The following is a 24,429-nucleotide window of genomic DNA, read 5'->3' on the forward strand; positions in this document are numbered from 1 at the left end:
TGAAATCCAAGCATCTGGTCATGATAAGGGAAAATTAAACGGGGTATGGGAAATGAGCCGATACCGATCTAAGCTTTGGGGCAGTATCATCCTCTGCTTTTCGTTCCTAACCTTCGTGCCGATACATACGCATGCGAACCCGGCGCTTCCGATCGTCAAAGATACAGGCCTTATTACGATTGAGGTGTTCCCTCAGCGGCATCGGTTATTGGTTTACATGGACCATATTCCATACAAAAGCTTCCCGGTCGCGGTCGGTAATCCTTCTACGCCTACGCCCGTTGGAGAGTACATCGTTACCTATAAGGGGAAAAATTGGGGTCCTTCGTTCGGTTCGCGTTGGATCGGCTTGAACGTGCCCTGGGGCGTATACGGAATTCACGGCACCAACAAGCCGTTCTCCATCGGCCAACATGCCAGCCACGGCTGTATTCGAATGCGAAATCGGGATGTCGAGGAATTATACGAGATTATTCCCGTCGGGACAAAAGTGACCATATTCGGCCATGTGCTCGGAGAAGCGAGTCAAGAGCTGAGATCGATTAGCGAAGGGGACGTCGGCGCTGTCGTTCAGCTCGTTCAAAACCGATTGCAAAGCGCAGGTTATTTCAACGGACCCTGCGACGGCAGATTCAGGCATTCCACGACAAACGCGCTAAAAAAATTCCAGCGTCAAAACGGTCTCATCCCGAGTGGCGTCGTCACGCTGACCGTGTACGAAAAATTAGGTCTGTTGGAATAACGTCCGACGTGCCATTAAAGTCCGCGTAAATCGCGGGCTTTTTTTATTTCCCATCGGCAGTACTCAAGGAACGATATTTCATTAATCTATCATTCAATGTAATATATGAACGTTATCTCGGAAATTATACAAGTATAATGCAAATAATATTGGAATATTTACAAACCACCTGAAATTATTACGTGATATAATGTGACACATCACAAAGAAATGAGCGTTTCGGATAGGAGGACCTGACATGAACGTTGAAGCCAAACCCTATGCTTGGCCTTACGACGAGAGGATTGAGCCGAACAAAACGGCGCTTTTGATTATCGATATGCAAACCGATTTTTGCGGCAAAGGCGGCTACGTCGAGCAAATGGGCTACGATCTGTCGTTAACTGCAAGGGCGATCGGCCCCATCTCGCGGCTGCTTAAGCGAGTTCGGGAAATACCGGGCTTTACGGTCATCCACACGAGAGAGGGACACCGGCCCGATCTGTCCGATCTGCCGGCGAACAAGCGCTGGAGGAGCCGGCAAGCGGGAGCGGAGATCGGCTCCAGCGGGCCCATGGGACGAATCCTGGTGCGGGGAGAGCCGGGCTGGGAGATTATCCCCGAGCTAGCGCCGCTGCCGGGAGAACCGGTCGTCGACAAGCCGGGCAAAGGCAGCTTTTATGCCACGGACCTGGATTTGATCCTGAAGACGCAAGGGATCACGCACCTCGTCTTGACGGGAATCACGACCGATGTCTGCGTCCATACGACGATGCGGGAAGCGAACGATCGCGGCTATGAATGCCTGATCTTAGAGGATTGTACGGGAGCGACCGATCCTTCCAACCACGAAGCGGCGCTTCGCATGGTGCAGATGCAGGGCGGCGTATTCGGCAGCGTATCCGATTCGGGCAAATTGCTTAAAGCTTTGGAATCTTTATAAAAAGGAATATGGGGGAATCGCAAATGCGCAAAGTGAACGGGAAATGGATGTCCGTGGTTCTGTTATCTTCTATCGTTGCCATTGCCGGTTGCGGCAGCAATACAAATACCAATAGCGGTAACGTCAATCCGTCGCCAGCAAACGACGCGTCGGCGGCCACAACGACGGCGGCGGCTTCGGCCGCGACAAGCACGGACGCGGACGCTCAAAAATTGAAGAAAGTCGTCGTTCGTCTGAAATGGATCAATCAAGCGCAGTTTGCCGGCTTCTACATCGCCAAAGAGAAAGGGTATTACAAGGACGCCGGTCTCGACGTGGATATCCGCCCCGGCGGTTCGGACTTCCCCTCGGTGCAAATGGTGTCTTCGGGAAGCGAGGACTTCGGGGTCACGGGAGCCGACCAAATCTTGATGTCCCGCGAGAAGGGGGCGCCGGTCGTCGCCTTGTCCGTCATTTACCGTTCTACGCCGTTCGTGCTTTTCACGCTCAAAAGCTCCGGCATCACATCTATGAAGGATCTCGAAGGCCAAAAAGTCGGCGTCAAGCTCGGCGGCAACGAGGAGCTCACGTATCGGGCGATGGTCAACAAAGCTGGCGTTAAGGCCAAATCGATCAGCGAGATGCCCGTCAAATTCGATCTTAGCCCGCTGCTGACGGGGCAAGTCAAAGCTTGGCCGGGCTACGTGATCAACGAAGTCATCGCGGCTCAGGAGCAAGGAGAGGAAGTGAACGTCATTTATCCGAGCGACTACGGCATTAATTTCTACGCGGATACGCTGTTCACGACCGAGAAAATGATCCAGAAGGACCCCGAGACGGTCAAAGGCTTCGTCCAAGCGACGATGAAAGGGTGGGACTACGCGATCAACCATCCGGACGAAGCGGCGCAAGTGACGGTCCAATACGGCGATCAGCTCGATATCGCGCACGAGACGAAAATGATGAACGCCAGCATTCCGCTGCTCGAAGCGGATAAAGGCCCGCTTGGCACGATGGAAGAATCGGAATGGAGCACGCTGCAGGACAGCCTGATCGACGTTGGCTTCCTGAAGAAGAAGCAAGACCTGACCGCGGCCTTTACGAACGAATTCATTCAACCATAAAGGAGAGATAGCCGATGGCGGCCATACGTAGCCTAGCCGAGCCTGCCAGAGATCGCGCCGCAGGCCCCAACTCCAACTCCAACTCCAACTCCAATTCCAGTCCCAGCCTCCATACGAACGCCATTTCGATTCAGGACTGCTCCCTGACGTTCGGCAGCGTGCGCGTATTAAACCAAGTGTCTCTCGATATCCAGAGCGGTGAGTTCATGTCCATTCTCGGTCCGAGCGGCTGCGGGAAGTCGACGCTTCTCCGGCTCATCCTCGGCCTGCTCTCGCCGGATCGGGGGGGCGCCATCGTGCACCACGTGCCCCGGGAAGAGATCGGCATCGTCTTTCAGAAGCCGGTGCTCATGCCCTGGCAAACCGCGATCCAAAACATCGAACTGCCGCTCAGCATCGGACCCCAGCGCGCCAAGCAATCGAAAGCCGAGCGCCGCGAGAAAGCCGAGTGGTCGCTGGAGCTTGTGGGACTGACGGACTTCCGCAACCACTTTCCGCAGCAGCTGAGCGGGGGGATGCAGCAGCGGATCGCGATCGCCAGAGCGCTCGCGGCGAACCCGTCGATTCTATTAATGGACGAACCTTTCGGCGCGCTGGACGAATTCACGCGGGAGAAGCTCAACATCGAGCTTCTCCGCCTATGGGCCAACCCGGACACGGGGTTGAACACGGTCGTCATGGTCACGCACTCGATTCAAGAATCCGTGCTCATGTCGGACCGGATCGTGATGATGTCGCCGCGTCCGGCCAAGGTCCAAGACATCGTGCACGTGCCGCTGTCCCACCCGCGGGAGGCGGAGATGCAAGAGCATCCGGAATTTTTAAGCACGGTCAGGGAAATTCGAAAGCAGGTGAAGGCGCTATGACGACCAAATTCAAGGATATGCTGTACCCCGTCGCTTTCGCCGTCGGCCTGATCTTGATCTGGGAGGCCGTCGTCCGGCTGTTCGATATCCCGCTTTATCTGCTTCCGGCGCCCACGGACATCGCCCGAGTGATCGACGGCGAGCTGCTGCGCAATATGGGCGTGACCTTGTACGAAGCGGTGCTCGGCTTCCTGCTCGCGAACGTGCTGGGATTCCTGACGGCCATTCTGTTCGTCCATTCGCGGCCGGCGGAGAAGGGCATTTTCCCGCTGGCCATCGCGCTCAAGACGACGCCGGTCGTGGCGCTTGCGCCATTGCTCGTCATCTGGCTGGGAACCGGTTATTGGTCCAAAGTGGCCGCCTCCATGATCATTTGCTTTTTCCCCATACTCGTTAACAGCGTTAAAGGTTTGAAGGCTGTCGAGCACGAGGCATGGGAGCTGTTTTCGGCCTATAAAGGAACGAAGGCGGAGATCTTCTGGAAGCTGCGGCTGCCGACCAGCCTTCCCTATGTGCTGTCCGCCCTGAAAATCTCCAGCTCGCTCGCCATCGTGGGCGCCATCGTCGGCGAATTCGTCGGTTCGAACAAAGGTCTCGGGTATTTGGTGCTGTTGTCCTCCTATCATTTAGACACGCCGGTCATGTTCTCGGCGATCGCCGCGGCGGCGGTCGCGGGTCTGATCTTGTTCGGGATTATCGCATCGGTCGAAAAAAGAGTCATTTTCTGGCAAAAGGTGGATGAGGCATGAATATCTCGGTCGTCCGCGTTCCGGCAGCATCTCCGAGCGATACGGCGTCGCTGCGGGCGCATATAGAAGAAGGAACGATACGTCCGTCTCAGGTGATCGCAGTATTGGGAAAAACGGAAGGCAATGGCTGCGTCAACGATTTCACGAGAGGCTACGCGGTCCAGACGCTTCGCGGCTTTTTCGCCGGGCTGATCGGAGGAGAGGCCGCGGATCGCATTTCCTTTATCATGTCGGGCGGCACCGAGGGCGTGCTCGCGCCGCACTTCACGGTCATTAGCCGTTCGGAAGCCGCGGGCGAGCCGGCCGCCGACGGATCGAAGGCGCTTGCGGTCGGCGTCGCGCATACCCGGCGCTTCCTCCCGGAGGAGCTCGGGCGTTCTGCCCAGATCGACGAAGTATGTGCAGCCGTTGGCCGCGCCATGGCGGAGGCGCGTATCGAAGCGGCTTCCGACGTGCACTTCGTCCAGATCAAGTGCCCGCTGCTGACGGACGCGGATATGGCAGACGCCAGAGCTCGGGGAGCCGGCGTCGCGGTGGACGATACGTACAAGTCGATGGGCTATTCCCGCGGGGCTTCCGCGCTTGGCGCGGCCGTCGCGCTCGGCGAAATTAGTCGGGAAGACATCGGCGACGAAGACGTCTGCCAATCTTGGGGCAAATTCAGCGACGTTGCGTCCACGTCGGCGGGAAGCGAGCTCGCCTATTGCGAAGTGATCGTCTTCGGCAACTCGGCGCAGGCAAGCGGCGAGCTGTATATGAGCCACGGCGTCATGACCGACGCGATCGACGCGAAGCCGCTGCTCGCGATGTTGGCGGACAATCCTGGCGCGGAAGTCGTGCAGGTGCTCGCAAAAGCCGAAGCCGATCCGACGGGGATGATTCGCGGCCGCAGGCACACCATGTTGAACGATTCGGACATCAATCACACGCGTCATGCGCGGGCAGCAGTGGGGGCCGTGCTGGCATCGATCGTCGGCGATCCGATGATTTACGTCTCCGGCGGGGCCGAGCATCAGGGACCGGCGGGCGGTGGACCGGTCGCCGTCATTTTCCGGCGGACGAATTCATAGCGCTAAGGCCAAAAGAGCGGAGAATCAATAGCAAGCGACAAGGAGGAGAAGCCGACGATGACTGCCGCACAATTCCCCCTGCGAATAACCGCAGCCTGGCTGCGCGAACAATACGCGGCTTGGAAGCTTACGCCGAGAGACGTCGTGGCAGAGATCTGCCGCCGCGCCCGCGCCGACCGGGACATGAACATTTGGATCGTCCCTCCGGAGCCTGAGGCGCTCGAGCCTTATCTGAAAAGACTGGATACGTTGGACCAATCGGCGCCCCTGTGGGGAATTCCGTTTGCCATTAAGGATAATATCGACCTTGCGAACGTCCCTACGACGGCGGGATGTCCCGAGTATGCCTATACGCCGGACGTACACGCTTCCGTCGTAGAAAGATTAGTCGAAGCGGGAGCGATCCCGCTCGGCAAGACCAACCTGGATCAATTCGCGACCGGGCTGGTAGGGACGAGAAGCCCTTACGGCGAGACGCATAACGCGCTGAAGCCCGCGCTCATCAGCGGCGGCTCCAGCTCCGGTTCGGCCGTCGCCGTAGCGCGCGGACATGCCGCGTTCGCGCTCGGCACCGACACTGCGGGATCGGGGCGCGTACCCGCCGCGCTCAACGGTTTGATCGGCTTGAAGCCGAGCCTCGGGGCTTGGCCGACGAGAGGCGTCGTGCCGGCATGCCGGAGCCTGGATTGCGTCACGGCATTCGCGCACGAGCTCGATGACGCAATGCTGGTGGATCGCGTTGTACGGGGACCGGACGGTTCGGATCCATGGTCTCGCACGATCGTTCAGCGGTCGCCGGAGCTGCCGCGTCGCATTTTGCTGCCCGCCGGTGACTGGCCGTTTTTCGGTCCTTATGCTTCGCAGTACGAAGCGGCCTGGCGGCAAGCGGAAAAGAAGGCGGCACAGCTCGGCATCGAGGTACGGACGATCGATTACGCTTTGTTCGCGGAAGCCGCAGCCGTGCTTTATGACGGGCCTTGGGTCGCCGAACGTTGGGCGGCGTTGGGCGCGTTCGTTGAGACGCATCCCGGCGTTACGTTCCCCGTAACGGAGCAGGTGCTGCGCTCCGGTTCGGGCGATCGGCACGATGCAGCTGCGGTCTTTACGGCCATCCATCGGATCCAGGCATTGAAGCTTGAAGCGGCAAAGCTGCTCGAGCACGCCGTGCTCCTGCTGCCAACGGCCGGCGGAACTTGGTCCCGCGACGAGGTCAGGAACGACCCGATTCGAACGAATAGCGATATGGGGCGCTGTACGAATCACTGTAATCTGCTCGACCTGTGCGCCGTCGCGATTCCCGCGGGAGAAGCCGCACAGGACGTGCCGTTCGGCATTACGCTGTTCGCGGTGTCGGGCGAAGAAGGGATGCTGGCGAAGCTCGCCGATCGTTGGGCCGATCATGAAGAGAAGTCTCAGCGGAGCGCGATCGGATTGTCCGACGAACTGCAAACGATGACGCAGGTTGCCGTATGCGGGCTTCACATGAGAGGCTTCCCGCTTGAGCGGCAAATGAAGGACCATGGAGCCGCGTTCGTTCGAGAAGAGAAGACGGCTTCCAAATACAAGCTGTTCAAGCTGCCGACGTCCCCCGCGAAGCCGGGACTCATCAAGCAAGAGATAGGCGGCTCCGCCATCGAATTGGAAATTTGGGAGATGCCGCTGGACACGTTCGGCCGGTTCGCAGCGCTCATTCCGGCGCCGCTCGGGATCGGCAAGATCGAGCTGGCGGACGGCACCGAGGTGCCCGGGTTCGTATGTGAAGGATACGCATCCGCTAGCGCGGAGGATGTCACGGTTGCCGGAAGCTGGCGGAATGTTTGACCGATGAATAACAAGAAACCGTGAAGGAGCGCGTCTACATGATCAAAGCGGAGGAAACCAAAGTCGTCGTCGGAGCCGAAATGGAATGGGGCCTAATGCCCAACCATTGGCATTTGTATCACCGGGAGATCGTGAATGCCTCGCAAGCGGACGAACTCGGGGTACGCGTTAGTTCGGTGCTGTGGGAGAAAATCGGAGTGGGCGGCGCCGTTCTCCCGCACTACCACGACGTTGCGGAAATCATTCATATCACGTCCGGCCAGGTAAAGCTGCTGCGAGACGAGACATGGACGCTGTACAAAGCCGGAGATACCTTCCATGTGCCGGCCGGGGTCGTGCATTCCGTCGCTTGCGTCGGAGATTCGCCGAGCGAGCAGATCAGCATTTTCCTGCCCGTAGAAGCCGAAGTGCCTAGCAATTCATACTTTAATACGCATCTCGTCGAAGACGTATACACCGACAAGCTCGGCCGATGATTAACGACACGTTGGCCTTTACCTGCCGCGATCTGCTGCTGATTCCGAATCTGCAAGGCGCTATCGTACTCGCGGGTCACAAAGGGATGGATCGGGCGGTCAATCGGGTCAACGTCATGGAAGTGCCGGACGTGATCGATTGGGTGCGGCCCGGCGAGTTTCTCGTGACCAGCGGCTTTCCTTTTCGCGACGATCCGGATCGGATCGCCGGTATGATCCCCCAGCTCGCGGAGCGGGGCGTGGCGGCGCTCGGCATTAAAACGAAAAGATATATCGAGGAAATTCCGCTTGCCGTGCTGGAGATGGCGAATCAATACGACATTCCGCTCATCGAACTGCCGCTTCCGACTTCCTTCTCCGACGTCGTTCGCGAGGTCATGGAGCGGGTGCTGGTCCAGGAAGCGAGGCAGCTGTCGCTGCTTCAGTTCAGATATCAGAAGCTATCGAAAAAGCTGCTGCATGGCGGGGGGATCGAGGACTTCCTGGGGGAGCTGGACGAGACGCTGCTGAACCCCGTCGTCTTGATGGACGGCTCCAACCAGCTTTACTTTTCGCCGATGGCCAAGGCGCTGTTTCCCGGGGCCGAGGATTCGCAAGAGTGGTCTCGGCTTTGCCACGACATCGAGCTGGGCGTCAGCTTTATGACGGTCCGCGATCGGCGCATCCGGGTGTACATCTCGAACGAGGACGGCAAGGACAACGAATGCAGCATGCTGCTGCTCGAATGGAACCGGGAGCTGGATGACGCGGACAAGCTGACGCTGGACCGCATCGGCGTGCTGGTCAGCCTGGAATTGGCCAATCTTCACGCAAGGCGCGAGGTCGAATCCAAGTACGTCGACCAGTTTTTGCAGGACTGGCTGACCGGACGCATCGTCACCCGGCAGGACATTCAAGCGAGAGCGGATGCTTGCGGATGCCGTATCGCCCGCGACGGCGCGTACAGCGCGATTTACCTCAAATTGCCCGACAAGCACGCGAACCCGAAGCTGCTGTCCAAGGCGATCAAGCAATTCAGGCGTTTCAGTACGGAGCGCGAAGGCATCTGGGGAACGCAGCTCGACGGACATATGGTGCTCCTCGTCTCGCACGAGACGAACGATCATTTGAACCAACAGCTGGAGAAATGTCTTTATCGACTGTCGCAGCTACTGGGACTGGAATCCAAGGCGGATGTTTCGTTTTGCGTCGGCGACCCCGTCGACGCAGCCGACGAGGTTAGACGCAGCTGCGAGCAAGCGCGCAAAATCCATTTGATCAGCTCCATATGCGGCGTTCGCGACGCCCATATCCGATACAACCAGCTCGGCGTCTATCAGCTGCTTTATTTGCTGCCCGAGTCCGAGCAGGTCAAGGAATTCCTCGACCGCATCGTCAAGCCGATCGTGGAATACGACGGCAAGCACAACACGCAGCTGCTCAAAACGTTCCAGTGCTACCTGCAGCACAACGAAAACGGCAAGCTGACGGCAGAGGCGCTTTTCTCGCACTACAACACGGTCGCTTACCGTATCGAGCGCGTATACGAACTGCTCGGGCTCGACCCGGAAAAGGTGAACGACCGGCTGCAACTGCAGCTGGCCGTCAAGCTGTACGAGATGAGGCAGGCGCGCTAGCTCGATAACTTTAATATGAAGGAATAGAGAATCCGACCGGACGTCGGGTTCTGCGGAATTGCCGTAAAAGGAGCGCGAACTTAATCGAAAAGCCATGCGGGGAATGGACCGCATGGCTTTTCGATTTGCAACGACCGCTATCCGCAACGAAAGAATTTTGAATACGTCTAAATAGGAGAACGCGCGAATTGGCGGATGGAAAGGAGTCATGGGATGGTAAAAACGCTGAACGGCTTGGCCGTATTTCTAATCATTGCCGGGATTATTTCGGGCATCGTCCAAGGACTAAGCGGCTTCGACGGATTTCGTTGGGGACCGGCTTTTTTGATGTGGATCGGCGGATTTATAGCCGGAATTTTATTTTTAGCGATCGCCGTCATTCTGGACTACGTCGAAGACACGAATGACCGGATCCGGCACCTGGAGTTCGAGCTGATACAAAAAAACGCATCGCCCGCTTTACCGTCTAAATTGGGCAACTCCAGAGCCAACCTGAGCAATCTGAGCGGGTTCAAGCTTGGAAGTCGGGAGGAATAAACAAAGAGAACGGCACCTTAGCGTGCCGTCCTCTTTGTATTCATTCAGTGCGAAACCATGGTCGCGGCAGGCGTTTTCCCCGACTTGACGCGGGCCTTGCTCCAGTCCAGCTTGACGTACCGCCAGCCATTGGCCGCCGCAGACAACACCATGTTGCTGCAGAGCGCGATCCAAGCGCCGACTTGCCCGTAATCCAGCACGACCGTCAGCAGCAGCGTACAAGGGATGAAGATGATCCAGTTCAAGACGAATGCCACGCGGGACAGATAAGTCGTGTCGCCGATGCCGCGTAGTCCTCCGCCGAAAATAATGCCCGTCGTATTGAATAATTGGATGAATGCAGCCAGATGAATGAGCGGAATGACGGCCATGTACACCGCCCGTTCCGGCGTATACAGCTTCGCGATCGGAAGGGCGAAGATGAACATCAGGATGGAGATGAGCACCATCAGCAGAACGCCGAGCACGACCGTCATCAGCCCGAAGCGCTTCGCCTCCGCGTGCTGTCCTTTTCCGATTTCTTGTCCGGTGCCGATCGTTGCCGCCGCCCCGAAGCCGTTCGAAGGCATGAATCCGAACGACAGGATGTTCAAGGCGATCTCGTTCGCCGCAATGGCAACCGTCCCAAGGCGCGAGATGCAAATGGTGAACACGAGCATTCCAAGGCTGTAGGACAATTCCATCATGCTGAGCTTCGCGCTCTCGAAGATCATCAGCTTGACCTGCTTCTGTTCGAACCGTTCGACGGTGCGAGTGAGCAGGGTAGCGTTCAGGTAGCCGTAATACACCCACAGACACATGCCAAGCGTGACGAACTCGGCAATCAATACGCTCCACGCGGCGCCCTGCAGTCCTAGGTCCGGGAATCCATATTTGCCGTAAGCCAGCACATACGTGAGCACGACGACAAGGCCGCTGTTAATGAGCGCGATCGTCATCGGCGTCTTGGTATCGCCGATGGCGCGAAGGTAAGCGAAGAACGCGCCGCTGAATATGCCGAATATCAGCGCGATCATCCGGAGCATGACGTAATCGGCGCCAAGCGAGACGATCTCGTCGTTCAGTCCCATCGCTCTTAAAATGAGCTCAGGCGCGAGCAGGCTGCCTACCAGCAAAATGACCGCGAGCGCGCCGGTGAGAACCAGCGCGATTTGCATCCGCTGGTTGGCGAGGCGCATTTCGCCGGAGCCGTAGTTTTGAGCGACCAGATAATTGATCGCGTTCTGTATGCCGGCGCACAGCGCCCACATGTTGTAGATCAAAATGTTCGTCACGCCGACGACCGCGATCGCGGCCGCGCCCAGCTTCCCGACGATCATCAGAACGAGCAAGCCCGTAAAGGTCATCGACGAGAACGTAGCGATCGATGGTAACGCCAGGTGTAAAATCCGTTTCGCCAGCTGCAATTCTTTATGCCTCCCGCATGTTGTCGTCTCGTTGCATTCAAATCCGGATCAAACGGACATAAGCCCTATTATAAACGGGTGTTCATACAGATTCATAGCGGGATTTGCAACCTATTTTCATGTTTTGACAACTTATTTTTAAATAGCTGGATATTGTTTTAAATAAAAGACAGTGAGGTATAAATATGGAAATTATAGCGTGGCTATCGTCGATCGGCGTCCAGCTGCCGGAGGCGGAGTTTGGTATTATGCGATCCTGCAAAAGCGGTAATCAAATATGGTTCATTGGAGTAATTCCACAATTCCCTGATTATGGTATGTTTATTAAAAACGTCCATGGGAGTGAGTTGAAATGAACCGGCGATTTACACGATTCGTTTGCGGATTTCTATTGCTGACGTTGTTGTTGCCCTTTCAGATTGCAGCAGCTGAAGACGCTTCCGGGGTAAATGCACAAGAAAGCAGCATTTCAGTAACGGTGAAGGAACTAAAGACCGATCAGGCCGCCACGAAGGTAAAGATCACTGCAGCCGTTGCTTCCTTGTATGAACTTGAACAGGTTCAAGCGTCTACGAGCGGTCGCGAAGTACCATTGACACGCGCCTGCGCCAGCTGCGATTGGACAGGAGAAATGCCGCTGAACGGTCTGGCAAAAGGCACGCATACGCTTATCGTTACGGCAACGGACATTTATGACGGCACAGGAACCGGAACTGGAACCTTTGAATACGATGAACCGCCGGTCGTGACGCGATTAGAGCCGGCCAGCAATCACGCCGTAATTCGCGATCACCGCCTGCACGTAATCGCCGAAGCCGAAGACGATCTCGCACAGCCTTCATTTATGGTACAGATCGGAGAGGATCTCCGATATCCGGATATCATCGAGAGCGACCAAGGCGAAGGCAAATTCGACCGCGAATATGACGTTACGAAGTATGAAGGCGACACGCTGAACATTCAATATTCGATTTCGGACGGCAGCCTGCCGGACGGGGATTACAATCGCCGGGTTACCGTAAATCGTACCGTTCATATCGAATCCAGTCCTGAATTGACGGAGGTAGAGCGAGAACCGGATGCGCAGATCTTGGATGCCGACGAATCTCGTCTATTGATGATACGCAGCGGCGCGTTGATCATCAAGGATCGCTTGGCGGGTACCGAAACTGAACTGTTAAAAGGAATTACGACGGACAGATCCAATGGGTTTAAACTGACGCCTGTTGGCGCCGCCTTCCTCATCGACACGGGTTGGTACGAAATGAAGCTATTTTGGTGGAACGGAGCGACCCTCGCGTCTATCCCGGTGGAGTCCGGATCGGTTTGGCAGGCCAGTGGGAATGATGTAGCGATTTCAAACTTCGGGACGCTTCATTGGATCGATACCCAAACCGGGACGACCCGCGATATTCCATATCCTTACGATTTGAACTTCGATCTGGAACCGAGCGGCACGCTCCTGCTGGAACCGACTGGCACAGGCGCGTCGAGCGATCAAATTAAACGCTACGATCCGCGTACGGGCACCACGTCTACCGTATTTGAATATGCAGGGGCACCACGGGGGCCGGTATCCGACGGAGCGGCTATTTTATTCACGCTAGAAGACGGCAGCCTGATGAAGTACTTGGATGGAACGGTGACCGAAGTCGTTCACGGAACGACGCCGGAACGGCTGCTGCCGCACGAAGGCTACGAAGTAAAGGATGGCTGGATCGCCTACCAGAAGGCGAATGCGAGTCAAGTACCGCAGCTTTATCTGCAGTCCCCCGGCGGTTCGGTGAAGCAGGCATCCTACTTTAATACAGGTACTACGATTCGGTCGCTGGATGCCTCGGGTACCATGGTCATTGCAAATGCGGGAAAGCTGTACCAATATAGCCAAGGCACGGACAAGCCGACGCCGATCGCCGGCGGCGCAGGCATTGTGAGATGGATTGACCATCAGCTTCATTATTTGTTGGGCGAAACGATCTTTACGGTGAAGGCTCAAGCGCCAAGCGACACCGAAGCGCCAACGTGGCCGCAGGGCGACGTGTTGACGTTTTCCCAAGCGACTTTTAACGGCGTAAAACTGAACTGGCAGCCGGCTGCGGACGAAGAGGGTGTAGTCAAGTATTTGCTGTATCAAAACAACAAGTTGCTATCTACCCTAGAAGGGTCGGTGAACAGCTATGAAGCGCAGGGGTTGTCGCCAAAGACTTCTTACCTCTTTTCTTTGGTCGCCGTCGATGCAGCCGGCAACCATAGCTTAGAGAAGAACGTGACGGTCACCACCGTTAAACCGACACCAAAGCCAGAAACGCTTCTGTATCGCTTTAACGGAACGATACTTGACTTTGACCAAAATCATATCGTTTGGAAACAAACCGGCGATCACGTGTTGTGGCTGTTTAACCGTATCGATAAGAGCCAAGTCAAGGTTTACGATGCCGCTGGGGCGGATCGAACGATCATCAATGCCGCGTTATCCGTCGAAGGCATTGTTTATACGTTGGAGAGCAGCGGTTCCGCCATGACATACCTTTGGAAAAACGGTACGGTTATCGAGCAACCGGAAGGGCAGACGCAGTACGAAACAAGAGGGATACCGGAAGGCATGTTCATGTATACGCTTTATGGCACCACATACCTCTACACCCGCGAAGGAGAACTCATTTACACCTTCAGCGGCCCGGGGAAGCTGGAATACCGTGAGCAATCCTACATCGGTCCGGGAGAGAATCCATACCGGATTGACGCCTGGTATCGCGTATACGGAGGTTCCTTGTACATCGTTCGAATGTAAGGAAGCAGCATTGTAGGTGAATAAATCGCCAGCATTAAAACGGTCCCGCGAGCATTCGCTCACGGGGTCGTTTTTTATGAAAAGTGCTAAATATATTAAATGCTCCCGTTGACAAATGAATGAATCGTTCATACAATGTTAATAAGTGAACGGTTCATTCATCTAAATGAGGGGGAACTACAAATGAGCGGAATTCAACAAGCCGAAGGTCAAAACGTAAAAGGAAAATATATCGTCATTACAGGTGCCACGAGCGGGATCGGATTGGCGGCTGCGCAAGCGTTAGCCGCGAGAGGGGCGAACTTAGGCCTCGTAGCGCGCAATGTCGCCAAAGGTAACGAGGTTGCGGCAAACCTGCGGGCTGCCTCAGGCAATCGGATTACGGTAGACGTCTTCATCGCCGACATGTCCTCTCAGCGATCCATTCGCCATGCTGCAAACGAGATGTCGGCGAAGTGTCCGAGGATCGATATGCTGATCAATAACGCGGGCGCCATGTTCGTGGACCGCAAGCTGACGGAGGAGGGTCTGGAGATGACCTGGGCGGTCAACCATATCGCGCCTTTCTTGTTAACGACACTGCTCCTTGATAAACTGATGTTAAGCGAAGATGCCCGCGTCATAACGACGTCGTCCCACGGACATAAGATGGCCAGAAAAGGCATCGGATACGACGATTTGAACGGCCGGCGTCGTTTTGGGTTTTGGGGCAAAATGACGGGCGGCCCGAACTTCCGGTACGGCGAGACGAAGCTGGCCAACATTTTGTTCACTGCCGAGCTTGCGAAACGTTTGCAGGGCACGAACGTTGCCGCGTATTGTTTCGATCCGGGACTCGTCGACACGAATTTCAATGCGGACAACGGATGGCTCGCCCGGATGACGATGGCCGTCATGAAGCGATTTGCCCAAACTCCCGAGAAGGGCGCGGAGACGCTCGTATGGCTGGCGGATACGGACGCCAAGAATCTGGAGAGCGGGCGTTATTATGCCGGCAAACAGACAAGGACGCCGTCGGTTCAAGCAAGCGACAACGAAGCGGCGAAGAAGCTGTGGGATGTGAGCGCGGAGCAAATCCTCGTCTCTCGGGCTTAAACCGCGAAGCGACGCGCGAAAAGGAAGAAGGATAAACGATGCCTAGAATAGCAAGAGCGCAAGCCGAACAAGCGATCGACGAACGCAAAGAACAGATCAAAAAGGCGGCTCTTAAAATATTTGCCGAGAAAGGGCTCTCCGGCACGAAGATGAGCATGATCGCGGAGGAAGCCGGCATCAGCCAAGGATTATCGTACCGCTATTTCGAATCGAAAGACGAGATTTTCGCGCTGCTCGTGGAAGAGGCGATCGAGGAATCCCGGAACGCCATCCAGGATATCGGAAAGCTGCCGGGCTCGCCTATTGAGCAATTAAGGTCGTTCACGCTTCATTTGTTGGATGAAGACCATAAGCAATATTTCCTGCTCGTTCAACAAGCGCTCACGTCCGAAGGCGTGCCGAGCAAGGCGAGAGAAGCGATCGAGCGATATTCTCCCCAGGATACGATCGAGCAGATTATTCCGATCTTCGTGCGAGGACAGCAGGAAGGACAATTCGCAGAAGGCGATCCCTACAAGCGATTGATATTATTCCTCTCGGTGGTTAACGGTCTCATGCTTCAAGATGCGAAAGCGATGGGCATGGATTGGACGCAGGAAGTGGACCGTCTGCTGAACATCTTGACGAAATAGAAGAGCAAGCCGGTCTGTGATTGAACTTCCAACAACTAGTCGATAGACCTAACACAACGTCTACCGATCCTTAATAAACTACCCTTGAAGTGATTTGACTCCAAGGGGAGGATATTGTCGGATGAAAAAAAAGGCGTCAAGAAAGCGGCAGACGCACGTTCATGAGTTCGAGGGAAGCACGAAGCTGGCGGAGGAAGGCGCGGACAGACATAATCATCGATTTGCAGGCGTAACAGGGCCTGTGATCCGGAGCGGTAATAGCCATATTCATGAAATCGATTTATCGCATACAGACTTTTTAGACCATTTTCATAATCTCAAAAAAATCAAAACGGGTCCCGCCATTCCTGTCGGCAACGGCAAGCACGTTCACTTCGTCACCGGAATGACGACGCAGAATGATGAGCATAGACACCAATTCAATTTTGCCACATTAATCGATAGACCGCTTGTTTAATCCGTTTAAAATGGCCGGCCAGCGTTTTTGAGCCACTGAAAAGCCCATAGAGAAAAAAGGTACAGCCACTCAAGAAGGTTGAGGAGACTGTACCTTTTTTTATTTTATTTTTGGGTCCGCTGGATATACTACACAACTGAACCGGCGGTCAGTCTATCCGAGGAGGAGATGTTTTTGCGGATCAAGCGTCGAAGCCAATCGATTCGCGACAAGCGCGCGAACCCGATCGACACGACCCATCTTCCTTCCGAACCCCATGCGGAATTAAGCACGGAACTTTCCGTAAACGAGAAAGCGCTGAGGGAAGCTTTTCAAGGATGCTCCGATATCGTATTCCGTCCGTTCCATACCAACCCCAAATTATTGCTGATTTATACCGATGGACTGGTCGATACCAAAACGTTGGAACAAGTCGTGCTGAAGCCGCTCCTGTACGATGGACATTCAGCCGGGTCCGCGTCGAACGGCATTCCGATATCGGGGGAGATCATTCAAGAGCAATTGATTGCCGTCTCGCAAATCCAAACGGTATCTACGATTAACAACGTCATCGACGGCATTCTTAAAGCGAATATCGGCCTGTTGATCGACGGGGAACATAGGGCTATCGTCGCGGAACTGAAAGGCTTCGAAAGACGCGCGGTCGAAGAACCGGAAGCCGAAGTGTCCGTCCGGGGACCGAGGGACGGATTCACGGAAACGTTGCGCATCAATACGAGCTTGATCCGAAGGCGAATCCGCAGCCCCAAGCTGAAAATGGAATCGATCACGCTGGGCCGAGTGTCTCGAACCGACATCGCGATCGTATATATCGAAGGGATCGTGTCTCGAACGGTCTTGGACGAAGTCCGAAAAAGAATCGGCCGAATCCAGATGGACGGCGTACTGGAATCGGGCTTTATCGAAGAATTCATTGAAGATGCGCCCTGGTCGCCATTTCCGCAGATTCAAAATACCGAGCGTCCCGATGTCGTATGCGCCAGCCTGCTTGAAGGAAAAGTCGCGATCATGATCGATAACACGCCCTTCGTGTTGATCGCCCCGATGACTTTTTGGACCGGCCTGCAGGCAGTGGAGGATTACTATGAACGATCCATTTATACGACGTTCGTTCGATTCGTTCGCTACTCCTTGTTTAATATCGCCCTCATGCTGCCTTCCTTGTATGTCGCGCTGTCTACCTTTCATCAACAACTGATCCCTACGAACTTGCTCATCAGCATCGCGAACTCCAGGGAAGGCGTCCCGTTTCCGACTTTTGTCGAGGCGTTGCTCATGGAGTTTATGTTCGAAGGGCTCCGCGAAGCCGGCCTTCGCATGCCCAGGGCTGTCGGTTCGGCCGTCAGCATCGTGGGAGCGCTCGTCATCGGGCAGTCCGCCGTGCAAGCAGGCATCGTATCCGCGCCGGTCGTTATTGTCGTAGCGATGACCGGGATCGCGTCGTTTGCCATTCCGCGTTACAATTTCGGGACCGCGTATCGGCTTCTTCGGTTCCCGATGTTGATCCTGGCGGGCATGTTCGGTCTATACGGCATCGTAAGCGGCGTATTTCTCATGATTATACATCTCAACGGTATGCGCTCGTTTGGCGTTCCGTATATGAGTCCGATGGTCTCGCCGGTGCCGCACACGATCAAGGATATATTTTTACGTGCGCCCCGATGGATGATGACGATGCGTCCCGCGTTCAATGCCGGCTCCAATGCAAAGCGAATTCCCGAAGGCCAGCGGCCAAGTCCGAAGCGAGAGGAGGAGGAGGGGCAATGAGCAAGAATGCTACGGCTTGCCTCTGCTTAATGATCTCGATCTTCTTTATATCGGGCTGTTGGGACAGTTCGGAAGTCAACGATATTGCCATCGAGCTGGCTTGGGGAATCGATGATGCCCCGAATCAAAAGATTAGGATTAGCGCGCAAGCCATCGTTCCGTCGAAAATCAGCGGCGGACAGAGCGACGTTTCAAGCCAAGCTAGCAAAGGAAAACCGTATTTTGTCCTTGCAAGCGACGGCATGAATACGCTTGATGCCGTGCAGCGAATGCAAACCAAGCTCTCAAGGGAAATGTTCCGAGGTCATCGGCGGGTCATCGTAATCGGAGAATCCATGGCCAGACGAGGAGTCAAGGAAATCTTCGATACCTACAGCCGGGATCCGAATCTCAAGCTGCGAACCGACATCTTTATCGTCAAGGGCGACACCGCTCAAAACTTTCTGAAAGTATCGTATCCGTTAGAGAACATTCCCGGAATCGGCGTATTGGGGGAATACGACCAGATCGGGACGGCTTCCAGAGAAATGGGGCTGCTGAACTTCTTGCTCGCCGCGTCAAGCGACAGCGCATGTCCGGCATTGCCTGTCGTCGCCATCGGCATGGACCCTGACGTTCCGGATGAACAACAAGGACAAGCCCAATCCCAAGCGGATCGAGAGGGGTTCCGAATCGTAGGCACCGCTATTTTTAACAAGGAATTAAAGATGGTTGGATATATCGATATGGAAAAAGCACGAGCCATGAGGTGGGTATCCGGCAATCTGAGGAAAATGACGGTGTCCGAAACGCTGCCGCAAGGAAAGGGCAACGTCAGCATGGACGTCATCAAAACCAAAAGCAAAATCAATTCCGCTTATCAAGGCGGGCGGTTAAAAATCCTTGTCACGTTAACGGGACAAGGCGCGATTCGCGAGAACAACACGAATCTGGATCTAACGAAAACCAACAATATTTCCTATTTGGAAAAGGCTTTAAACAGGCATGCCGAAGAAGTCGCGCTGAAGACGATTACCGACGTGCAGAAGGAATACGGAACGGACGTTTTCGGCTTCAGCGATGCGATCCGCCGGAAGGATCTGGCCTTGTGGAAGTCCATGGAAGACGATTGGAAAGAGGAGTTTCAAAGGTCCGAGGTTACCGTGAAGGCTAACATGACGGTTCGGCGGATCGGCGTTACCGGGCCGTCGCTGCAATTGAACCCTAATGAGATCAAGAAATAAAAAGGGTTATTTTCTTAATCGGCGCAACAATGACACGATAAGCAGGATCCCGGGCACAACCAGCAGCATGGGCACCCAAATATAGGGGACGAGTATTTCAAAGTGGTGGCGATAAATATGCTCTGCGATATTTTTGGACATCGTCAGCCCAAGGATTAACGCGATGGCGCATGCCGGGATGACAAGGACGCGGTAACTTTTCATTCTCGTTATTTGTTGAATTCCCGTTACGGCTGCGAGCATGAGAACGACGCATTTCAAAAGCGCCGTCATTAAAAAATATAGGACGCCGAACATCTGCAGGTTTTCAATGAAGTGTCCGACGCTTATTACGCTTAGTAAGGTGTAAAGCGGGTACAAGAAACCTGAAAAGAGGGTTCCGAACGCCATAATCGCCAGCACGTCGAAGCAGGTAATCATGACGCCGGACAGTATCGTGGCTAGAAGGGTGATCCTCATTACCTTTTCCGGCTGTTTGGTCTGCGTCCAGAACATGGCGAAGACGAGCGTTTCCCCGAACGATTGCGTGATGCCGGCCGGAAAAACGGCCTTCTGGATGGGCATCCAACCTTTTTCAAAAGACGGCTGCAAATAATGGATATGTAAAACGTCCGAACCAAAAAGGAGAATAACCTCCAAACCAAACAAGATGAGTACGATGGGAAGGAAGATTTCTCCCAATCGAGATACGCTTTCTATACCGCCGAATGCGCAGTAAGCCATGATAATGGCAAATAGACCGGCGGTTAAAATATACGGCGTATCCGATAACAAGGCTGTCGCGACCATATCCCGGACGTCCGCAATAATCCGTCCGCTTACGTAAATAAACATTAGCGGGTACATAAACGAAATTGGCGTTCCGATCCAGCGTCCGAATTGGACGGGAAACCATTGGACGAGCGTTAACCCCGGATTCAGCTTCATTAAGGCAATATAGATCAAGATGATGAATACGCCTACGCCGGTGGAAATGAGCTCGCCGATCCAAGCATCCCGTCCGGCCGAGCTGCCGAAGCCGAAAATGATGGTCGTGCCTAATTGGTAAATGAAAGTGATCGCGAACAGCTGATAGTTCGAAATAAAGAGCAACTCCCGAAGTCGTAATGAGGATAGCTTTTTTAGTTTTCCAGATTATGCCTGACTTATTCAAAAGTAAACGCGATCCATAGCCTGTAGCAGACAAGGCGTGTCAGCCTCGGCCGGAGCTTTTTTTGCCGCCATCGATCTTCATGACCATGAACAAGAGGAGCGGAAGGGCGATTTGAAAAATCGTGAACCAGGACGTAACGACCTTCCCCATCCAGATGTGATGCGTATAGTTGGGCGACAAGAAGGAAATGCCGAAAATCGCCGCGCCGAGCACAAAGACGCCTTTGCGGTAACCGATCCCCGTCAATTGGCTGAAACCAGTCGCGGCGCCGATATAAAAAGCCGCCAACTTGACGCCGAGGCCGAGGTAGAGCACGAATACGAACAGGATATCCATGCGCTCGAACACTTGGGAGAATTCGATTAACTGAACGCTTTCCAACAAAGGAAAGGTAACTTTCTCCGCGATGGATTGCCCGAGCACGAATAGGATCAGCTCGTTCATAGCGATCAGAAAAATGGAAACGCCCCCGTACGTAAGGTAAACGGATCGCGTGAATCCCGGAGCTCGCGAGCGCACGAGCGGAAAAAAAACGAGGAACAGGATCGTTTGACCGAAAGGAAAGGAAACCAGGCTGGGGAAGGCGGCTTTGAAAATCGGCTGCCAGCCGTTTTCGAGCACGGGAAGCAAACTTACCGCATGAATCAGATGTTGGCCGGCCAACATCACCACAAGCAGCAGATAGCCGACGACGACAAACGGAAACAGGACAAGCGAACAAAGAAACAGCACGCGCGCGCCATACCGTGCGGTATTGGCCACGACGACGATCGTGATCAAGGCGATAACGAACAAAGGCGTATCGTTAAGCAAAATCTGCGACGTCAATTCAACCAGATCCCGCAAATTGCGAGAGGATTCATAAGCGAAATAGCCGACGAACGACCATCCGATCGCCGTGCCGATCCATTTGCCCAAATAAGCGCGACATAACGCGAACAGATCGCGTTCGGGATCTAGCCGGTGCATAGCCAAGTAGACCGAGAGCAAAAAGAATCCGACGAGGGAAGCTATCGTCATCGCGATCCAGGCATCTTGTTTGGCTTCGGCGGCAAGGAGAAAAAGCGTCGTGCTGCCGATCTCGTATAGGGCAAGACAGGCGATCAAACCCGCCGGGTTTTTCGTTTGATTGTCCATAACCCCCGTAGCTCCCTTCGAAACGCGATGCCGCCCGGCTGATCGGTCAAGGCAGCTCCTCGCTCACCGTATCGTTCAGCATGCCCATGTTTTCAAGCGTCGCTTGGACCTGAATGTTTAACTCTACTTGCTCGAGCTGCCGATCCCAGTCTTGCTTTGCCTTTTGCCATGCTTTCGGGTATTTCCGATGAATTTTGTCAGCGAATCCCGCCAGATCGGCATGCATACGCTGAGCTGCACTCCAGCCCAAGCGAATGTCGTCCATGATGGCTTTTTCGATCTGCTTTTCCATGGCCGAGACCATGGCGGGATCCGCTAGGCTTCTCGTGCAAGTGGACTCGTTCAAAGCGCCTTTCGTTTTGACCCTTACGTACATTTGATACGCTTCTCCAGACCTGACGGGCACGACCCGCGTTTTCGAAGCCCGTACCTGATAGGTGGCATGTTCCTTTTCGGACTTCGCGCCCGGGCAGGGGAATACGATCATCGTTTTTTTGATCCGATTGTTCAACCAGTCCAGGCCGTAGCTCTCTTCCTGATCGATCCAACCGACCAGCCTGGCTCCTTTGAATACGGCAAGTCGCAGCAGACGGAGCTTTGTCGGTACGATGGTCGTTTTAAATGCATCGACCCCCTCCAGATCCTTCTCGTTTCCGCCGTCCACGCGGCGTATGCCGATTTCCGGCACCAGGATCGCGTTCGAATCCGAGTAGATGCTCCTGGCCACGTCGAATATTTTCACGGCCGGCGTCAGTCCGGATGTTTTTTGATCGGTCTCCATGATGGATGCGATCGCCCTGCCCGGCAGCCTTTCCGGCGGAACGAGCTGCCGCAAGATCTTGGATGCTTCTCCGTCGGTGACGGTCAACAATACGGTTTCTCTCGAGTCGAAGCTTCGCAAAAATAAATCGAGAACCTCCGATATCCCTTGCTGCGCCGCCTCCTTGCCCAACACGAGAACGTCGGTGTGAGAGAAGTAAAGCTGCCGGGTAAACTCCAGGTTCGCGCGGCTCGCCGCTTCCCGGATCGTGCTGCCGCGCGAAGTAAAGACGTGTACGGACGACTGGGAGCTGCTCGCCGCTCCGCCGCCGCCCGCGCCGGACCACATCGCGGACGGTACGATCACTTGATAGGTCACGACCCATTCATTGTCCGACCGATCGATCGCCGTGGCGGCGGTGATGCCCAGTTCATTCAGTTCTCTGCGGTCCCAGCAGCCTGCGAGCAAGCAGCAAGCCATCGTCGCGCAGAGCATGAGCCGCCATCGCTTCATTTGCGAGTCCCCTCCCGCTTGGGACCTCGGCGAGGCTGTCGCCGCGGATTGCGGCTTCCGATCACGGCCGGCCGCTCTGTGAGGGTACGCCAAGGCAAGCGATAGAACAAATCCTTGAAATTCATCCATTTCAAAGGCGCAATCGGCAAAAGATAAGGAACGCCGAACGAACGGAGCGCCACGAGATGAAGGAGGAGCGGGATCATCCCCGCGAGAACCCCGAATAAGCCGAACGAGCCCGCAAGCACCATTAGCAAGAAACGCATCAGACGAATGGCCGCCGACATCCCGAGTGCCGGTATGACGAAGCTCGCGATAGCGGTAAAGGAGACGATGATGACCATCGCGCCGGACACCAATCCTGCCTGTACCGCGGCTTGGCCGAGCACCAAGGCGCCGACGATCGAGATCGCCGGACCGATGACCCTGGGCATGCGGATCCCGGCCTCGCGGATGACTTCGAAGGTCAGTTCCATGAGCAATGCCTCCAGCAGAGCGGGCAGGGGCACGCCTTCGCGCTGCGCGGCCAGGCTGATGAGCATCGTCGTCGGGATCATCTCTTGTTGGAAGGTCGTCACTGCGATATACAGGGAAGGAAGGAGCAGGCTGACGAAAAAAGCGATGAACCGGATCATTCGAACGAACGAAGCAATATCGTGCCGTTGATAATAGTCTTCGCTCGACAAAAAAAACTTGAAAAAGGTGACGGGCAGAATCAAGGCAAACGGCGTACCGTCGACCAGAATGGCGGCATGTCCTTCAAGCAGATGGCCTGCGACGGTGTCCGGCCGTTCTGTGTTCTGTATAGTCGGAAACGGCGTCCAGGAAGTGTCCTGAATAAATTCTTCGATATAACCGCTCTCCAGGATACCGTCGATGTCGATCGCGTCCAGACGGCGGCCGAGCTCTTCCAGAATGACCGGCTGCACGATGCCTTCTATATAAAAGACCGCGATTTTCGTTCTGGTGTATCGGCCGAGGACGCGGTTCTCGATCCGCAAGTCGGGCGTTCGGAGTCTTCTTCGAACGAGCGATACATTGTCCGCCAAATTTTCCGTAAAGCCGTCTTTAGGACCCCGAACGACCGTCTGCGAAGACGGTTCCTCGACGGCGCGGGAGGGACCGCCGGGAATCGCGACAGAGAGTTCGAACGTAAGTTCATTTCCGACAATGACGGCTTCCCCGTTCAATATCGCATGAACGAGGGCCTCTTCGGATTCCGGGGCCGTCAACGATCCGACGGGAATGCGCGAGGTCAGCGACCTCGCGAGGTCCTGCGTCATGCCGGCGCCTTCGCGAGCTTCCGCAACGACGGCTTCCAGCAAAAACGCGAGCAAATTTTTATCCACTAATCCGTCGATATAGCAGACGGCATATTGGCAGCGATCTTTCGGGCCTTCCTGAATGAGCCTGACGATAAAGTCCGAACTTCCCCCAAACCGGTGGCGAAGCCTTTCCACGATGGCAGGCTCGGCGGGCCTTTCCGATACGTTCAACTGTCGTCCATCCTTTCCGGGCATCGTCCCTCGATCTTAGATACGTTGCCCATCTATACCGGAAATATCCAGTCCTGGCGTCACTGCGAGGATAGAG

The 24,429-nt window shown here is 55.1% G+C and carries 21 protein-coding genes; 16 read left to right on the forward strand and 5 right to left on the reverse strand.

The window, feature by feature from the left end; genetic code table 11:
* Nucleotides 1-52: 52 nt before the first annotated feature.
* From BM235_RS20085 to BM235_RS20130, 10 genes are all read left to right on the forward strand, one after another.
* On the forward strand, nt 53-742 hold the full coding sequence (locus BM235_RS20085) for a L,D-transpeptidase family protein (RefSeq protein WP_090116010.1): 690 nt from the start codon (nt 53-55) through the stop codon (nt 740-742).
* A 238-nt stretch (nt 743-980) separates the two neighbouring features.
* Nucleotides 981-1,664, forward strand: a complete 684-nt coding sequence (locus BM235_RS20090) for a biuret amidohydrolase (protein ID WP_090116011.1) — start codon at nt 981-983, stop codon at nt 1,662-1,664.
* Nucleotides 1,665-1,876: 212 nt separating this feature from the next.
* Entirely contained in the window at nt 1,877-2,767 is an 891-nt protein-coding gene (locus tag BM235_RS20095) for an ABC transporter substrate-binding protein (protein ID WP_255374488.1), read from the forward strand.
* Nucleotides 2,768-2,781: 14 nt separating this feature from the next.
* On the forward strand, nt 2,782-3,633 hold the full coding sequence (locus BM235_RS20100) for an ABC transporter ATP-binding protein (RefSeq protein WP_090116013.1): 852 nt from the start codon (nt 2,782-2,784) through the stop codon (nt 3,631-3,633).
* Nucleotides 3,630-4,382: an ABC transporter permease gene (locus BM235_RS20105; RefSeq protein WP_090116014.1), complete on the forward strand. Its 753-nt coding sequence runs from the start codon at nt 3,630-3,632 to the stop codon at nt 4,380-4,382. Before BM235_RS20100 ends, BM235_RS20105 begins: the two co-directional genes overlap by 4 nt.
* Entirely contained in the window at nt 4,379-5,452 is a 1,074-nt protein-coding gene (locus BM235_RS20110) for a cyanuric acid amidohydrolase (protein WP_090116015.1), read from the forward strand. The genes BM235_RS20105 and BM235_RS20110 overlap by 4 nt, the downstream gene beginning before the upstream one ends.
* A 57-nt stretch (nt 5,453-5,509) precedes the next feature.
* Nucleotides 5,510-7,273, forward strand: a complete 1,764-nt coding sequence (atzF, locus tag BM235_RS20115; protein WP_090116016.1) for an allophanate hydrolase — start codon at nt 5,510-5,512, stop codon at nt 7,271-7,273.
* Between the two features lie 38 nt (nt 7,274-7,311).
* Nucleotides 7,312-7,749: a cupin domain-containing protein gene (locus BM235_RS20120; protein ID WP_090116017.1), complete on the forward strand. Its 438-nt coding sequence runs from the start codon at nt 7,312-7,314 to the stop codon at nt 7,747-7,749.
* Entirely contained in the window at nt 7,746-9,365 is a 1,620-nt protein-coding gene (locus BM235_RS20125) for a PucR family transcriptional regulator (protein ID WP_090116018.1), read from the forward strand. The genes BM235_RS20120 and BM235_RS20125 overlap by 4 nt, the downstream gene beginning before the upstream one ends.
* Before the next feature lie 213 nt (nt 9,366-9,578).
* A complete protein-coding gene (locus BM235_RS20130) occupies nt 9,579-9,902 on the forward strand; it encodes a hypothetical protein (protein ID WP_090116019.1) in 324 nt (107 codons plus the stop codon).
* A gap of 44 nt (nt 9,903-9,946) precedes the next feature.
* On the opposite strand, the gene BM235_RS20135 is transcribed toward BM235_RS20130, so the two are convergent.
* Entirely contained in the window at nt 9,947-11,308 is a 1,362-nt protein-coding gene (locus BM235_RS20135; RefSeq protein WP_090116020.1) for an MATE family efflux transporter, read from the reverse strand.
* A gap of 352 nt (nt 11,309-11,660) precedes the next feature.
* Between BM235_RS20135 and BM235_RS20140 the strand changes: the two genes are divergently transcribed.
* From BM235_RS20140 to BM235_RS20165, 6 genes are all read left to right on the forward strand, one after another.
* Nucleotides 11,661-14,099: a fibronectin type III domain-containing protein gene (locus tag BM235_RS20140; RefSeq protein WP_143106710.1), complete on the forward strand. Its 2,439-nt coding sequence runs from the start codon at nt 11,661-11,663 to the stop codon at nt 14,097-14,099.
* Between the two features lie 183 nt (nt 14,100-14,282).
* Entirely contained in the window at nt 14,283-15,194 is a 912-nt protein-coding gene (locus tag BM235_RS20145; RefSeq protein ID WP_090116022.1) for an SDR family NAD(P)-dependent oxidoreductase, read from the forward strand.
* A 38-nt stretch (nt 15,195-15,232) separates the two neighbouring features.
* Nucleotides 15,233-15,826: a TetR/AcrR family transcriptional regulator gene (locus BM235_RS20150; RefSeq protein WP_090116023.1), complete on the forward strand. Its 594-nt coding sequence runs from the start codon at nt 15,233-15,235 to the stop codon at nt 15,824-15,826.
* A gap of 121 nt (nt 15,827-15,947) precedes the next feature.
* Nucleotides 15,948-16,283, forward strand: coding sequence for a YmaF family protein (locus BM235_RS20155; protein ID WP_090116024.1), 336 nt, complete (start codon nt 15,948-15,950; stop codon nt 16,281-16,283).
* Between the two features lie 168 nt (nt 16,284-16,451).
* Nucleotides 16,452-18,050 (forward strand): spore germination protein, encoded by a 1,599-nt coding sequence (locus BM235_RS20160; protein ID WP_090116025.1) that lies wholly within the window; start codon nt 16,452-16,454, stop codon nt 18,048-18,050.
* A complete protein-coding gene (locus tag BM235_RS20165; protein WP_158543824.1) occupies nt 18,047-19,273 on the forward strand; it encodes a Ger(x)C family spore germination protein in 1,227 nt (408 codons plus the stop codon). Before BM235_RS20160 ends, BM235_RS20165 begins: the two co-directional genes overlap by 4 nt.
* Before the next feature lie 6 nt (nt 19,274-19,279).
* Here the strand turns inward: BM235_RS20165 and BM235_RS20170 are convergent, their stop codons facing one another.
* The 4 genes from BM235_RS20170 to BM235_RS20185 all read right to left on the reverse strand — a co-directional run bounded on the left by BM235_RS20170 (nt 19,280) and on the right by BM235_RS20185 (nt 24,332).
* The gene (locus tag BM235_RS20170; RefSeq protein ID WP_090116027.1) at nt 19,280-20,365 is read right to left on the reverse strand and encodes a GerAB/ArcD/ProY family transporter; all 1,086 of its coding nucleotides are present in this window, start codon (nt 20,363-20,365) and stop codon (nt 19,280-19,282) included.
* 100 nt (nt 20,366-20,465) lie between these two features.
* The gene (locus BM235_RS20175) at nt 20,466-21,563 is read right to left on the reverse strand and encodes a GerAB/ArcD/ProY family transporter (RefSeq protein WP_090116028.1); all 1,098 of its coding nucleotides are present in this window, start codon (nt 21,561-21,563) and stop codon (nt 20,466-20,468) included.
* Between the two features lie 46 nt (nt 21,564-21,609).
* Nucleotides 21,610-22,836 (reverse strand): Ger(x)C family spore germination protein, encoded by a 1,227-nt coding sequence (locus BM235_RS20180; RefSeq protein ID WP_158543825.1) that lies wholly within the window; start codon nt 22,834-22,836, stop codon nt 21,610-21,612.
* The gene (locus tag BM235_RS20185; protein ID WP_255374489.1) at nt 22,833-24,332 is read right to left on the reverse strand and encodes a spore germination protein; all 1,500 of its coding nucleotides are present in this window, start codon (nt 24,330-24,332) and stop codon (nt 22,833-22,835) included. Before BM235_RS20185 ends, BM235_RS20180 begins: the two co-directional genes overlap by 4 nt.
* Nucleotides 24,333-24,429 lie beyond the last annotated feature (97 nt).

Source organism: Cohnella sp. OV330 (assembly GCF_900112065.1).
GTDB lineage: Bacteria > Bacillota > Bacilli > Paenibacillales > Paenibacillaceae > Cohnella.

What these genes read in the sequence shown, in the direction of transcription:
- BM235_RS20165 (WP_158543824.1), top strand. Translation starts at nt 18,047, where the DNA reads ATGAGCAAGAATGCTACGGCTTGCCTCTGCTTAATGATCTCGATCTTC.
- BM235_RS20100 (WP_090116013.1), top strand. Translation starts at nt 2,782, where the DNA reads ATGGCGGCCATACGTAGCCTAGCCGAGCCTGCCAGAGATCGCGCCGCA.
- BM235_RS20180 (WP_158543825.1), bottom strand. Translation starts at nt 22,836, where the DNA reads ATGAAGCGATGGCGGCTCATGCTCTGCGCGACGATGGCTTGCTGCTTG.
- BM235_RS20125 (WP_090116018.1), top strand. Translation starts at nt 7,746, where the DNA reads ATGATTAACGACACGTTGGCCTTTACCTGCCGCGATCTGCTGCTGATT.
- BM235_RS20160 (WP_090116025.1), top strand. Translation starts at nt 16,452, where the DNA reads ATGTTTTTGCGGATCAAGCGTCGAAGCCAATCGATTCGCGACAAGCGC.
- BM235_RS20145 (WP_090116022.1), top strand. Translation starts at nt 14,283, where the DNA reads ATGAGCGGAATTCAACAAGCCGAAGGTCAAAACGTAAAAGGAAAATAT.
- atzF (WP_090116016.1), top strand. Translation starts at nt 5,510, where the DNA reads ATGACTGCCGCACAATTCCCCCTGCGAATAACCGCAGCCTGGCTGCGC.
- BM235_RS20110 (WP_090116015.1), top strand. Translation starts at nt 4,379, where the DNA reads ATGAATATCTCGGTCGTCCGCGTTCCGGCAGCATCTCCGAGCGATACG.
- BM235_RS20155 (WP_090116024.1), top strand. Translation starts at nt 15,948, where the DNA reads ATGAAAAAAAAGGCGTCAAGAAAGCGGCAGACGCACGTTCATGAGTTC.
- BM235_RS20140 (WP_143106710.1), top strand. Translation starts at nt 11,661, where the DNA reads ATGAACCGGCGATTTACACGATTCGTTTGCGGATTTCTATTGCTGACG.
- BM235_RS20150 (WP_090116023.1), top strand. Translation starts at nt 15,233, where the DNA reads ATGCCTAGAATAGCAAGAGCGCAAGCCGAACAAGCGATCGACGAACGC.
- BM235_RS20120 (WP_090116017.1), top strand. Translation starts at nt 7,312, where the DNA reads ATGATCAAAGCGGAGGAAACCAAAGTCGTCGTCGGAGCCGAAATGGAA.
- BM235_RS20090 (WP_090116011.1), top strand. Translation starts at nt 981, where the DNA reads ATGAACGTTGAAGCCAAACCCTATGCTTGGCCTTACGACGAGAGGATT.
- BM235_RS20130 (WP_090116019.1), top strand. Translation starts at nt 9,579, where the DNA reads ATGGTAAAAACGCTGAACGGCTTGGCCGTATTTCTAATCATTGCCGGG.
- BM235_RS20085 (WP_090116010.1), top strand. Translation starts at nt 53, where the DNA reads ATGAGCCGATACCGATCTAAGCTTTGGGGCAGTATCATCCTCTGCTTT.
- BM235_RS20175 (WP_090116028.1), bottom strand. Translation starts at nt 21,563, where the DNA reads ATGGACAATCAAACGAAAAACCCGGCGGGTTTGATCGCCTGTCTTGCC.
- BM235_RS20105 (WP_090116014.1), top strand. Translation starts at nt 3,630, where the DNA reads ATGACGACCAAATTCAAGGATATGCTGTACCCCGTCGCTTTCGCCGTC.